Here is a 12785-nt window from a genome sequence, read left to right as displayed (position 1 = left end):
ATAACGCGAACGATTATCAATTACAATATAATTCCGGCGCATGCCGCGCAATCAGGCCGCGTCCTCGAACTGCAGACGCGCAAGCCGCGCATAGAGCCCGCCGCCTGTCATCAACTCTTCATGGCGCCCCTGCCCCACGATCCGCCCTTCGTTCATTACCACGATGCGGTCCGCGCCGCGCACTGTCGCGAGGCGGTGCGCGATCACCAGCGTTGTCCGCCCCTGCATCAGCCGCTCGAGCGCTTCCTGCACGAGCCGCTCGCTTTCGGCATCAAGCGCGGAGGTCGCCTCATCGAGCAGCAGGATCGGCGCATCGCGCAGCACGGCGCGCGCGATCGAAAGCCGCTGGCGCTGACCGCCCGAAAGCCGCGTCCCCGCCTCGCCCATGAATGTGTGGATGCCGTCGGGCAGTGCGCGGAGGAATTCGGAAGCATTCGCCGCGTCCGCCGCCGCCCAAACCTCCGCTTCCGTCGCGTCGGGGCGTCCGTAGAGAATGTTATTGTATGCGCTCTCGGCGAAAACCACGCTCTCCTGCGGCACCATCGCGATGCGCCCGCGCACCGCGGCGGGGTCCGCGTCGCGCAGCGACACGCCATCGACGCGCACGGTGCCGCTCTCGGGATCATAGAAGCGCTGAATGAGCTGGAACAATGTCGACTTGCCGGCTCCAGAAGGTCCAACCACGGCCACAGTCTCGCCGGGCGCGATATCGAGCGAGAAATCGCTGAGCGCCGCCGTGTCCTTTCGCGTCGGATAGCGGAAGCTGACATTGTCGAAGGTCACGCGGCCCACGGGCGGCTGCGGGAGCGCCACAGGGTTTGCGGGCGCCGTGATCTGCGGCACGGCGTTCAGCAGCTCCATCATGCGGCCCGCCGCGCCTGTCGCGCGCATCACGTCACCGTAAACCTCGGTGAGCGCACCGAACGCACCCGCCACGATCGCTGCGGTGAGCACGAACGCGGTGATCTCGCCGCCCGTCATCACCCCGTCGATCACATCGGTCGCGCCTTCCCACAGCACCATCGTGATGCCGCCGAAGATGATCGAGATGACGATGGCGGTCAGCAGCGCGCGCATCCGGATGCGCCTCCGTGCCGCCAGGAAGGTCGATTCCACCGCCCGCGTGAAGCGCGCGACTTCGTTCCGTTCCTGCGTGAACGCCTGCACGATGCGGATCGCGCCGAGCACCTCGCTGATGATGGTGCCGACACTCGCGACACTGTCCTGCGAGCTGCGCGACAGCGCCTGCACGCGGCGGCCCATCAGCGCCATCGGCAACACCGCAAGCGGGATGCCGAGCAGCAACATGCCCGTCAGTTTCGGGCTGATCGTGAACAGGTAGATCACGCCGCCGATACCCAGGATCGTATTGCGCAGTGCCATGGAGAGGCTCGTGCCGACCACCTGCTCGATGATCGCGGTGTCCGCGGTCAGTCGCGAGGCGATTTCGGAGGGGCGGTTCTCCTCGAAGAACGCCGGATCGAGCGTCAGGAGATTCGCATGTACGCTCTGCCGGAGATCGGCGACGACCCGCTCCCCGAGCCACGACACATAGTAGAAGCGCACCGCCGTCGCGATGCCGAGCACGGCGACCACGCCGAGCATACCGTAGAAGTAGGGCGCGATCGTCGCGTCCGTTTCCGCGCCGAAGCCATTGTCGACGATGCGCTGGAAGCTGCGCGGAATCGCGAGCGTCGCGAGCGCCGCGATAAACAGCGAGACGAAGAACGCCGTTACCTGCATGGGGTAACGTCGTGAAAAGCTCCAGAGCAATTGCAGGTTGCTGAGGGAACGCTTTTCCTTGGGCTCTTTGCCGGACTCGCTGGTGCTCATTGCGGCGGATTAGCAGTGCCTGCGCCCGCGCTCAATGGCGCTCAGCCCTTTGGCGGCCAGCGCACCTCGATCTCAAGGCTCGCCGGGCGCCGTGCAGGTGGTGGCGGCAGCTGGCCGACCTTGAAGAACAGATCGTCGGTGGAGCGCGTCAGGATCGGCTCCGCACACGGCTTCAAGATGTCGTAGCGCGTGATGAGCCCGTTGCCGTCCACGGCAACCCGCACCCGCGCCACGCACGTAGCCCGGCGCACCACCGCCGATCGCGGCATCGCCTGCGCCGCCCGCACCGCCCCGGAGGCCGCCTCGGGCCATGTTGTCGCAGCCGCTGCCGGCGCCGCACCGGCCAAGACCAGAAGAACCATGAACACACGCACGCACACTGCTCCCCGCAAGATGGACCATGCGCCCGCATTGCCGTGCAATGGTTTCCGGTTTCGGAAAAACGCCCGTGAATTTTTCGTGACAGCACCTCAACGATCAGCCCCGTGCGTGCGTGTCTCAGTGCCCGTCGGCGGGCCAGTCCGGCTCAGGCTCCCCTCTGGTTTTCCAAAGCGAGTACGCGATCCCGGCTGCGATCAGCGCAAAGGTGACGCCGAGGCTGACCAGAGGCGGAAACTTGTCACCCCCAAGGATGAAGTCTGCCACGAAAATTTTCGCCCCGATGAAGATCAGGACCGCCGCCAGCGCATATTTCAGATAGTGGAAGCGATGCACCATCGCGGCGAGCGCGAAGTAAAGGGCACGCAGGCCGAGGATGGCCATGATGTTCGACGTATAAACGATGAAGGTGTCGGTCGTGATCGCGAAGATCGCCGGCACGCTGTCGACCGCGAACACCAGATCGGCAAGATTGATGACGACGAGCGCCAGAAACAGGGGCGTCGCCGCCGTTACCAGCGTTCCGGTCCGGGCATCGGGCACTTTCACGAAGAAATGTTGCTCGTGCAGCACCGGGGTCACGCGCATGTGCCTGGAGATGAACTTCACCGCCGGATTGTTCGCGACATCCATGGGCTCGTCACCGGCGAAGAACATCTTGATGCCGGTGAAGATCAGGAACGCCGCGAACAGATAGAGCACCCAGTAGGCCTCGTTCACCAGCGCGGCGCCACCCGCGATCATCAGCCCGCGCAGCACGATCACGGCAATGATGCCCCACAGCAGCGCCCGGTACTGATATTTGGGCGGGATCGCGAAATAGGTGAAGATCAGGCTGATCACGAAGACGTTGTCGATCGACAGCGCCTTTTCGATGAAGAAACCCGTGTAATATTGCATCCCCGGCTCAGGCCCGCGCGCGTACCAGACCCAGGCGCCGAACAGTAGCGCGATGCCGATGTAGAAAGCGGAAAGCTTCAGGCTCTCGCCGATCCCCATCTCGCGGTCTTCCTTGTGAAGCACGCCGAGGTCGAACGCCGTCAGCGCGATCACGAGGAACAGGAAAGACAGCCAGAACCAGGCCGGGGTTCCCAGCCAATCAGCAAACAGAAATTCCATCAGCACACCCCTGCGAAATCGGGGGCGGTTCGCCGGAAGCGGAAGCGGATGTGCGGCATTCGTCTATCTCCTCTTGTGGACCGCATGGTCGCCGGAGGATCCGCGCTTTTAAGGGAACAGACGTAAGCCGCCGGGCCGCAAGCATCGGATCTTCCGATGCGGTCCGACATCACGAGAACGATCTCGCCAGAGGGGCCCGGGCCGCGCCCCCGTTAATGGGAATGGCGGGCACGGCTGTCAATGGACCGACGCTCGGGACCACGCAAAGATCGGCATTCCCTTGCCGGCGGTCTTCGGCAAGTTCGATCTGTTGTGGATGGCGCTTACCCGTTTCCGCCGCATATTGCCTGCATGGCAGCTTGGCGAGGCCGCCCGGTTCGGTGACTGTTCACGATATTGCGAAGGGGGGCGCTATGGAACGTAGACTGTGGCTCGGGACATTGGCGGTTGCCGTCGGTGCGAGCGTCGCAACGACCCTGGCGCTGTCCGCGCTCTACGAGCCGAAACCTTCGCCGCCCCCTGAGCCGCCGCGACACGTCAAGACGTACCGGCTGCTCGATGTCATGCACGAGTTTCAGACCTATTCCACGAAGCTCTATTTCGCGGGGACGGCCGGCAATCAGGAGCTTGCATCCTGGTATTCGTGGAAGCTTGAAAGCGCGCTGCGCGATGTCAGGCAAGGCAAGATCGAGCCTTACGCATACAACGGATGGGACGCGATCAAACTCGCCGAAATGCTTGAAGAGCCCATCGCCGACCTCAATGTCTCCATCAAGGAGGGCGACTGGAAGGCGTTCGAAAGCAAGTACGATCGTTTGCTTCAAACCTGCAACGCATGTCACGCGGCCACGGAACATGCCTTCGTCATCGTTTCCGCGCCCAAGGGCGATGAGGCGCCGCGCAACCAGAAATTCGATTGAGGGCGGTAACACCATGCGTTTGACAAGCCTGATCCTTGGACTGTTCCTTCTGGTGTCGCTGCCGGCGGCGGCGCAAGTCGCGCCCTCAGCGCAAGCCGGTTTGCTGGGCGCGGATGCGCTGTTGCCTCGCCTTGAAAAGGGCGGATTGATCATCGTGATGCGCCACCAGCGCGCAGCGATGGCAAGCCATTGGGATGATTTCTCAAAGCTCTGGACCGATTGTTCAGCGCAGCGCAACCTGTCGACTGCCGGCTATGCCGGGGCCACGGAAACCGGCCAGGCATTCCGCACGCTGGAGATTCCCTTCGGAGAGGTGCTTGCCAGCCCGCTCTGCCGCACGATGGAGACCGCCCGGCTGATCTTCGGAAAGGCCAGGGCCGAGGAGACCATCGGGCATATCACCGACGTGCGCGGCCGTAGCGAGGCTATGGCATCGCGCGATCTTTCGGCCCTTGTCGGCGCGCTGAAGCCGGGTGCGCGCAACGACGTGATCGTAACGCACGGCGGCAATATCCTTGCCGCCTATGGCGTTCTGCTGAGCGAGGGGGACATGCTTTTCTTCGCGCAGGGCACAAATGGTCCCGCCTTGATCGGACGCGCGGCGGCGCCCGATTTCGACCTTCTGGCGAATGGGCGCCTCATCTCCCGGCAGGCCGGCAAGTAACCGGCCCTACAGCGAATATCCCCCGTCGCTCTGCAGCAGCGCGCCCGTAATCGTCGCCGCTGCATCCGACAGCAGGAACGCGATCTGCCCCGCGATCTCGTCCGCGCTCGCGAAGCGCCCCAGCGGTGTCGCGGCGGAGGCCATTGCCTGCAGCGCAGCCTCGCGGCTGCCGAGGTCGCGAACCATGTCGTCGAAGAACGCCATGCCGTTCCAGATCGGCGTATCGACGCCGCCCGGCAGGATCGCGTTCACGCGGAGGCCGCGCGCGGCGCCCTCCTTTGCGGCGACCTTTGCGAGGTGGGCGGCAGCGGCCTTGGAAGCGCCATAGGCGCCAACGCCGGGCTCGGCCTTGATCCCGGAGATCGAGGAGACGACCACGATTGCCCCCGCCCCCGTTATCAGCCGCATCGCCGCGCGCAGCGTCAGAAAGGCGCCATCGAGATTGACCGAAAGCACGCGGCGCCATTCGTCAAAGGCGAGGTCCGCGATCGGGCCGGCGCCCGAGACACCGGCGTTGACGACGGCGAGGTCGAGACGACCGAAACGCTGCATGATCGCGCGTTCGGCCTCCTCCCATGTGGATGGGTCGGCCACATTGCCGGTAAGTTGCAGGACGTCGGCATCGGGAAGCGTCGGCGCGGCGCTGCTTAAGTCCATCAGCGCGAAACGCCGGACGCCTTCGGCGTAGAGCCGCTCGGCCGTCGCCTTGCCGATGCCGGAAGAGGCGCCGGTGATGAGGACGGCGCCTGCAGGGAAGCTCACCGCGCCGTCCAGCCGCCGTCGATCGAGAGGATGTCGCCGGTGAACGAGCGCCCGGTCTCGCCTGCGAGGAACACGGCAAAGTCGGCGACTTCCTCGGGCTCGATGAAGCGCTTGTTGGGCTGCGCGGCGAGGATCACGTTCCGCACGACCTCCTCCTCCGACATGTTGTGCACCTTCGCCTGGTCGGCCACCTGCCCGGCGACAAGCGGCGTGCGCACGTAGCCGGGGCAGATCGCGTTCACCGTGATACCGGTTTCGGCAAGTTCCAGCGCCGCCGTCTTGGTGAGGCCGACGATGCCGTGCTTCGCCGACACATACGCCGCCTTGAACGGTGAGGCGACGAGGCCGTGCGCCGACGCGATGTTGATGATGCGGCCCCAGTTCTTCGCCTTCATCGCCGGCAGCGCCGCCTGCGTCGTGTAGAAAGCGGCGGAAAGGTTGATCGCGATGATCGCTTCCCACTTCGCCGGGGGAAACTCGTCCACGGGCGCGACGTACTGGATACCGGCGTTGTTGACGAGGATGTCGACCCCGCCAAGCGCCGCCGCACAGTCCGAAACGAGTTTCGTCGCTTCCGCGCCCTTGGAGAGGTCGGCGGGCAGGAAGGCGCAGCGCACACCGAAGTCAGCCTCGATCGCGGCACGTTCACGCTCGATCGCGTCGGCGTCGCCGAAGCCGTTGATGCCGATGTTCGCACCCGCAGCGGCCATGCCGCGTGCGACCGAAAGCCCGATCCCGCTCGTGGAGCCGGTAACGAGGGCGACGCGGCCCTCAAGCGTTCTGGCGGTCATGGCGTTCTCCTTTGCAGCATTTGCGAACAGCTTGCGGCGCCGTCGTTAACGGCGCGCTCATTGTGCAATGCAATAATCGATGGACTCGCGATTTGCACGGGTTAAGCTGAACGGGAAACGACCGGTATTCGATGTAAATGCCGGCTTTCCGAGCGGGGTATTGTGAATGATTTATCATAGCTACGAGCTGCACCGTTCCATGATGGCCGGGGCCAGCGCCTTTGCCAGCATGGGCGCCAACTGGCTCGCGCATCCATCGAATCCGCTGGCCTATATCGGCATGAGTCCGGTCATCGCCTCGGCGCTTGACGTGTTCGCCCATGCCTCTGCGCCGCGCGGCAAGCCCGAATTCGGTATCCACAGCGTCAGGATCGGGGACGCCGATGTCGCCGTGCGCGAGGAGATCAGCTTCCGTCTGCCGTTCGGGCAGCTCAAGCATTTCGTGAAGCAGAACGGCGTGGCCGCGGGTCCCAAGCTGCTCATCGTCGCGCCGATGTCCGGCCACTATGCGACGCTGCTGCGCGGCACTGTGCAGCGCATGATCCCGGGCCATGATGTCTACATCACCGACTGGCGCGACGCGAAGCTCGTCCCCCTCGATGAAGGCCGCTTCGATCTCGACGACTACGTCGACTACATCGTCGCGTTCCTCAACCACATCGGCCCCGGCACGCACATGATCGCGGTCTGCCAGCCCTCGGTCCCCGCCTATGCGGCAGCGGCACTGATGTCCGCGAAGAAGCACAAGGCGCGCCCGCGCTCGCTCACCATGATGGGCGGACCGATCGACACGCGCGAAGCACCGACCGAGGTCAACACGCTCGCCACCGGCCGCGGCCACAGCTGGTTCGAACACAACGCCATCACCACCGTGCCGCCGATCTACGCGGGCGCCGGGCGCCGCGTCTATCCGGGCTTCCTGCAGCTTGCCGGCTTCATGTCGATGAACCTCGGCAACCACATGATGAGCCACTGGGAGATGTTCCGGCATCTTGTCGAAGGCGACGGCGAAAGCGCCGATTCGACCAAGGCCTTCTACGACGAGTACCGCGCCGTCTGTGACATGACCGCGGAGTTCTACCTGCAAACGGTGGACGCCGTCTTCCAGCGCCATCTGCTGCCGAAGGGCGAGTTTCTGCACCGCGGCACGAAGATCGACCCCGCCGCCATCACCGACGTGGCGCTGCTGGCGGTGGAAGGCGAACGCGACGACATTTCCGGCGTCGGCCAGACGAAGGCGGCGCTGACGCTCGCGACTGCGCTTCCCGCCGCGAAAAAGGAATATCTGCTTGCGAAGGAGGTCGGCCACTACGGCATCTTCAACGGCCGCCGCTGGCGCGAGAAGATCGCACCCGTCGTCGAGGACTTCATCGCGAAGCACGACTGACCCACCGGCCGCTTCCATCGAACAGACAAAAAAGGGGCGGACCCGAAAGTCCGCCCCTCTTCTTTTGGATCGAGGACTTCGCCTTAGTTGGCGTAGGCCTCGTTACCGACGAAACCGATCTTCGTGACACCGGACATCTGCGCCTGCGCCATGACGTTGTTCACAACGTCGTAGCGCGACAGTGCGTCGGGCTTCAAATGGATTTCGGGCTGAGGCTCCATGCGCGCCGCGTCGTTGAAGTACGAGCGCAGCGTGTTCATGTCCACTTCCTGATCGTTCCAGTAGATCGTGTTCAGGAAGTCGATGCTCACGCGGTTGATCACCGGATCGACCTGAGAGTTCTGCGGCTGGTTCTGATTCGACGGAAGGTCGAGCTTCACCGCGTGCGTCTGGATCGGAATCGTGATGATGAACATGATGAGGAGCACCAGCATCACGTCGATCAGCGGCGTGGTGTTGATGTCCACCATTTCGCCGCCTTCGGCTCCGCCTCCTACGTTCATTGCCATAGTTTTGGTTTCCTTAGCGGCTGACAGAACCGGCGGGCGGTTCCGAAATGAAGCCCACCTTCACGAAACCGGCGCGCTGCATCGTGAAGATGACGCCGCCGATATTGCTGAACTCCGTGCCCGCGTCACCGCGGATATGGACTTCAGGCAGCTCGATCGGTGTGCCTGCAGCTTCCTGACGCTCGATTTCCTTCTTCAAGTGCGCAACCGCCTTGTCGAAGAGCTCCTGCTTGCTGTCGAGACGCTGGACACCCCAGAAGATGTCGCCGGCGTTGTCGACCGCGATGAGGACGTTTTCCGGCTTCGTCGTCGTCGGCATACTGCTCACTTTGGGAAGTTCGAGCGGTACGGTCTGAATGACCACGGGAACGGTGATGAGGAAGATGATCAGCATAACCAGCATGACGTCCACGAGGGGCGTCGTGTTGATGTCCGCCATCGGCGCGTCATCGTCGTCCGAGGGTCCTACTTGCATCGCCATGTCTAGCGATCCTTCCTGATATCAAACAAAACGGGAGGGGGCGCACCGGACCAGCCGGAAACGCCCCCTTCGTACGATCAGGCCTTCGGCGCCGCTGCCGGGGTCACGCCCGTGCGTGCAACGCGCGCACCCGACATCATGTAGCCGTGCACGTCAGCCGAGAAGTTGTTCAGACGGTCCTGAACGTCCTTGTTGCGGCGGATCAGCCAGTTGTAGCCGAGCACGGCCGGAACGGCCACGGCGAGACCGAGCGCGGTCATGATGAGCGCCTCACCGACCGGACCCGCGACCTTGTCGATCGAGGCCTGACCGGCAACGCCGATGTTGATGAGCGCGCGATAGATACCGACGACGGTACCGAACAGACCGACGAACGGCGAGGTCGAGCCCACCGACGCCAGCCAGGCAAGGCCGCTCTGCAGGCGGGCATTGATCGCGTGCGTCGAGCGCGCCATCGACATCGTCACCCACTCGTTCTTGTCGATGCTGTCGGTGAGACGGCCTTCATGATGATCGGCAGCGCGCAGGCCGTCGTCGACGATCTGGCGGAAAGCCGAGTTCTTGTCGAGCTTGGCTGCGCCGTCCTTCAGGCTCGGCGCCGACCAGAACTTCTTGTCCAGCTCCTTGGCTTCGATGAGCAGCTTCCGCTGGTCCCACCATTTCGTGAAGATGACGTACCAGGAGGTAAGCGACATCAGCACGAGAATGGCGAACGTGCCCTGGGCGATCGGACCGCCCTGCTCGAGCGCGGCGCGGAGGCCGTACGGGTTTTCGGTCGCGATCTCTTCCGCCGCGAACGCCGGAGCCGAAACCATCAGCGTGCCGAGCGCAACACTCGCCGCAAGGCCGGCGCGCGAAACAAAATTCTTCATGTGTAGTCCCCTAGACTGAATAAAAATGTTGGTTTGGAAACGGATAAGGCCGCGGACCGGTCTTGCCCGGCCCACGGCGACATCCTGCTTATTTCGGAATCTGCCAACGGAACGCCTGGCTGCGCGTCTCCTGAACCGGCTGGCCGTTCTGCTGCGCCGGATTGAACCGGAAGCGCCGCTCGATCAGGCTGCAGGTCTGGGTATCGAGACGACTGAAACCGCTCGACGTCTGAATCGAGCAGCTGCCCTTCACGACCTTTCCATCCGTATCGATGGTGTAGCGCGCGACCACCGAACCCTCTTCCTCTGCACGGATCGAGGCTTGCGGATAGTCGTCAGCCGTGATGGTGGCGCCGAGACGCCCCCTCGGCTGCGCACGCGTGGTCGGACCGGCAGGCGGCGCGGGCGGCGCCGGCGGTGCAACGCGAACCGGTTCAGGTCGCGGAGCCTCCGTCTGGATGGTGATCGCGGGAGGCGGCGGTGCAGCCGTCTCAACGATCACTTCCGGTGGTGGAACATACGGCGGAATCTCTTCGAGTTCCGGCGGCGGAGGCGGCGGCTCTTCATCGACCGTAGGCTCCTCGACCTCGAACGTCTCCATCGGACCCGTCACGACCTTAACCACACGCAGCGCAAGGCCGCTTATGAATGCGTAGCCGAGAAAGGCATGGAGTAGCGCAACGAGCGCCAAGGAGACCATGCGCTTCGAGCTTACGCCTTGATCTGCATATGCCATGGACGCGGGTTACTCCCTCTTAGCTGACCCTTAACCATCGATCCCATAGGAATCGATCAGAAACCAGTTGCGGCTTAGACCGCAATCTTATCCCTTTTTGCAACGCTCATGAAGCGGTTGAAAACCGGCTCAAACCGTCCCTGAGCGACCTACTAGCTTGGGCGCCCTGCACCCGCAACTGCTTTGTGGCAGGGTTGTGGCGGGATTGGTCGCTCGCCCAATTCATGCCACGGTCATGTCAAACATGGCTCAAATGCGTTAAGCTGCCAGCAAATATGGATTTTGTTCGATTTCATAACAAAAGGGACGGCCTGATGCGCCTGTGGGCTTTTTTTGCGCTTTTACTCTGCGGGGGACTGATTCCGCTTACCGGCGTGTCAGCGAACCCGGGACGGGCGGACCTTGTAGCACTGACCACCGAAGCGCCGATCATCGTCCGCGCGACGGTCACAAAGGCCTCAAGACTCAGCGAAAAACTGTCTCCCGGCCTCGCGCCCGGCTTCCGTCGTTTCCTGATCACCGCCGAAATTAGCAATGTGCTGATCGCACCGGGATTCATTCCGAAAAATATCGAGTATCTCGTCGATATCGGTGCCGATCCGCGCGGAAAGTCCCCGAAACTCAAAGGGCTTCCCGTTCTGCTGTTCTTGGCGCCGGGGGGCCGCGAAGGGCAGTTCCAGCTCGTCCGCCCGTGGGCCCAAGTCGACTGGAACGCCGAGCGCGACGCCTATGTGCGCGCCATCGCGGCCGAGGCCGTGACGTCACCTGATATTCGCGACATGGAGATTTCCGGGCTCGGGCAGGCCTTTCACGTGCCCGGCAGCCTTCCGGGCGAATCCGAAAGCCAGATTTTCATCCAGACGAAGGCGGGCGAGCCGATGTCGCTCGTGGTACTATCACGCCCCGGCCAGCCGAAAATGTTCAGCGTGGCCACAGGCGACATCATCGACGATGCCGCCGCCGGTGTGAAGGACGGCAGCCTGCTCTGGTATCAGCTCGCCTGCGGCCTGCCCCGTAGCCTGCCCAATGCGAGCACCACTACGCTCGATTCGCAAACTGCCGCCGCCGCGAAGGCGGACTATCGTTTCGTGCTCGATTCGCTCGGTCCCTGCGACCGCGCCTATTCGGAATAGGCCATCGGCAGCGACGAAAGCTCGACGCCCACGAATTCGCAGTCGGGGTAGATATCGGGCTTCGCGGTTGCGACGCGCAGCGCCAGCACGCCTTTGCGCGCTGCGATGATGTCGTAGACCGCGCGGCAGAAGGTTTCCTGCAGGTTGAAACGTCGCGACGCCGCCAGCGTCTTCACGGTTTCGCGCAGGAAATCATAATTCCACGCGCTTTTCACCTGATCGTCGATGGGGAACGAGGCCTCATCCACCCAGAGGTCGACATCGACGCGGAGCCGCTGCGGCGCGCCGACCTCGAAGCTGTGAAAACCGATATCGACGAGCAGTTCGTAACCATGCAGCCGAATCCGCCGCGCCTTGGGTGCCAGCGCTTCGGGGACGACACCGCGCGGTGTGAGGCTCATGCGCCCTCTCCCACCATGAACGCGACATCGCGCGGCATACCGAGCATACGCTGCCCGGCATCGAGCACGATCACCTGCCCGGTGATCGTGGGAAGCGCGATCAAATATTGCATCGTCATGACAACATGCTCCACCAACACACCGCGCCGCAGCGGGTTATACACATGCGCGCGGTCGAAGTTCTCCCGCGTCTGCGGGCCGCTGACCAGCGTCACCGAGGGTGCGATGCCGTTCACGCGGATATTGGGCGCTAGCGCCCTCGCCTGCAGCTCCGTGAGACCGGCAAGCCCGAGCTTGCTCACCGTGTAGCTGTAGAAATCCGGATTTGGAGCGGCGACCTTTGCATCGAGCAGGTTGAGGACGAGTCCGTTCCGCCCCGCGCAACTCGCCGCGAACTGCTGCGTCAGCAGTGCCGGTGCGCGCAGATTCACGTCGAGCTGCTCGTCCCACTGCGCGGCGCCGAAGTCTGCCTGCGTGTCGTAGCGAAACAGCGAAGCGTTGTTGATCAGCAAGGAAACCGGCGGTTTTCCAGGCTCTAGACGATCGAACAGCGTGCGGCACGCCTCCGCGTCGGCAAGGTCCGCCCGGACGAGCGAGGCACTGCCACCTGCCGACCCGATCTCGGCTGCAAGCGCCTCCGCCTCGGCGACCGATTCGTTGCAGTGGATGTGGACATGCCAGCCGTCTGCCGCGAGTGCACGCGACAGCGCGCCGCCGATGCGCTTTGCACCGCCGGTGACGAGTGCGCTTGCGGGATTGCCGAATTCCGGTGTCATCGGCGAGCGCTTACCCCTCGGCG

The 12785-nt window shown here is 63.6% G+C and carries 15 protein-coding genes; 4 read left to right on the top strand and 11 right to left on the bottom strand.

From position 1 onward, the window contains the following. Positions 1 to 51 precede the first annotated feature (51 nt). The 3 genes from H2052_RS11115 to H2052_RS11105 all read right to left on the bottom strand — a co-directional run bounded on the left by H2052_RS11115 (position 52) and on the right by H2052_RS11105 (position 3330). Positions 52 to 1833, bottom strand: coding sequence for an ABC transporter transmembrane domain-containing protein (locus H2052_RS11115; RefSeq protein ID WP_293781585.1), 1782 nt, complete (start codon positions 1831 to 1833; stop codon positions 52 to 54). A gap of 41 nt (positions 1834 to 1874) precedes the next feature. Continuing rightward, a complete protein-coding gene (locus H2052_RS11110; RefSeq protein WP_293781583.1) occupies positions 1875 to 2207 on the bottom strand; it encodes a hypothetical protein in 333 nt (110 codons plus the stop codon). A 124-nt stretch (positions 2208 to 2331) separates the two neighbouring features. Further along, entirely contained in the window at positions 2332 to 3330 is a 999-nt protein-coding gene (locus H2052_RS11105; RefSeq protein WP_293781581.1) for a TerC family protein, read from the bottom strand. Between the two features lie 413 nt (positions 3331 to 3743). Here H2052_RS11105 and H2052_RS11100 point away from each other — a divergent pair, with 413 nt between their 5' ends. Both H2052_RS11100 and H2052_RS11095 read left to right on the top strand, forming a co-directional pair. Further along, entirely contained in the window at positions 3744 to 4250 is a 507-nt protein-coding gene (locus H2052_RS11100; RefSeq protein WP_293781579.1) for a hypothetical protein, read from the top strand. 13 nt (positions 4251 to 4263) lie between these two features. Beyond that, the gene (locus tag H2052_RS11095; RefSeq protein ID WP_293781577.1) at positions 4264 to 4914 is read left to right on the top strand and encodes a histidine phosphatase family protein; all 651 of its coding nucleotides are present in this window, start codon (positions 4264 to 4266) and stop codon (positions 4912 to 4914) included. A 6-nt stretch (positions 4915 to 4920) separates the two neighbouring features. Here H2052_RS11095 and H2052_RS11090 read toward each other — a convergent pair whose 3' ends face one another. Next, positions 4921 to 5676, bottom strand: a complete 756-nt coding sequence (locus tag H2052_RS11090; RefSeq protein ID WP_293781575.1) for an SDR family oxidoreductase — start codon at positions 5674 to 5676, stop codon at positions 4921 to 4923. After that, positions 5673 to 6467, bottom strand: coding sequence for a 3-hydroxybutyrate dehydrogenase (locus H2052_RS11085; RefSeq protein WP_293781573.1), 795 nt, complete (start codon positions 6465 to 6467; stop codon positions 5673 to 5675). The genes H2052_RS11090 and H2052_RS11085 overlap by 4 nt, the downstream gene beginning before the upstream one ends. A 166-nt stretch (positions 6468 to 6633) precedes the next feature. Between H2052_RS11085 and phaZ the strand changes: the two genes are divergently transcribed. Beyond that, on the top strand, positions 6634 to 7854 hold the full coding sequence (gene phaZ, locus H2052_RS11080) for a polyhydroxyalkanoate depolymerase (protein ID WP_293781571.1): 1221 nt from the start codon (positions 6634 to 6636) through the stop codon (positions 7852 to 7854). 83 nt (positions 7855 to 7937) lie between these two features. On the opposite strand, the gene H2052_RS11075 is transcribed toward phaZ, so the two are convergent. The 4 genes from H2052_RS11075 to H2052_RS11060 all read right to left on the bottom strand — a co-directional run bounded on the left by H2052_RS11075 (position 7938) and on the right by H2052_RS11060 (position 10452). After that, positions 7938 to 8363 carry a biopolymer transporter ExbD gene (locus H2052_RS11075; RefSeq protein ID WP_293781569.1) on the bottom strand — a complete coding sequence of 142 codons (426 nt, stop codon included), beginning with the start codon at positions 8361 to 8363 and terminating at the stop codon, positions 7938 to 7940. A gap of 13 nt (positions 8364 to 8376) precedes the next feature. Beyond that, positions 8377 to 8844: a biopolymer transporter ExbD gene (locus H2052_RS11070; protein WP_293781567.1), complete on the bottom strand. Its 468-nt coding sequence runs from the start codon at positions 8842 to 8844 to the stop codon at positions 8377 to 8379. 77 nt (positions 8845 to 8921) lie between these two features. Then, positions 8922 to 9659 (bottom strand): MotA/TolQ/ExbB proton channel family protein, encoded by a 738-nt coding sequence (locus H2052_RS11065; RefSeq protein WP_293781669.1) that lies wholly within the window; start codon positions 9657 to 9659, stop codon positions 8922 to 8924. 145 nt (positions 9660 to 9804) lie between these two features. Continuing rightward, positions 9805 to 10452 carry an energy transducer TonB gene (locus H2052_RS11060; RefSeq protein ID WP_293781565.1) on the bottom strand — a complete coding sequence of 216 codons (648 nt, stop codon included), beginning with the start codon at positions 10450 to 10452 and terminating at the stop codon, positions 9805 to 9807. A gap of 314 nt (positions 10453 to 10766) precedes the next feature. Here H2052_RS11060 and H2052_RS11055 point away from each other — a divergent pair, with 314 nt between their 5' ends. Further along, positions 10767 to 11585, top strand: coding sequence for a hypothetical protein (locus H2052_RS11055; RefSeq protein ID WP_293781563.1), 819 nt, complete (start codon positions 10767 to 10769; stop codon positions 11583 to 11585). Here H2052_RS11055 and H2052_RS11050 read toward each other — a convergent pair. Both H2052_RS11050 and H2052_RS11045 read right to left on the bottom strand, forming a co-directional pair. Next, complete coding sequence (locus tag H2052_RS11050; protein WP_293781561.1) at positions 11573 to 11986, bottom strand: dihydroneopterin aldolase; 414 nt, start codon at positions 11984 to 11986, stop codon at positions 11573 to 11575. The genes H2052_RS11055 and H2052_RS11050 overlap by 13 nt on opposite strands. Beyond that, positions 11983 to 12762 (bottom strand): SDR family NAD(P)-dependent oxidoreductase, encoded by a 780-nt coding sequence (locus H2052_RS11045; RefSeq protein ID WP_293781559.1) that lies wholly within the window; start codon positions 12760 to 12762, stop codon positions 11983 to 11985. Before H2052_RS11045 ends, H2052_RS11050 begins: the two co-directional genes overlap by 4 nt. Positions 12763 to 12785: the final 23 nt, after the last annotated feature.

Source organism: Sphingosinicella sp., from assembly GCF_013911755.1.
Lineage (GTDB): Bacteria > Pseudomonadota > Alphaproteobacteria > Sphingomonadales > Sphingomonadaceae > Sphingosinicella.
Note: the sequence above shows the minus strand (reverse complement) of the source record. Positions and strands in the feature narration are given on the sequence as shown.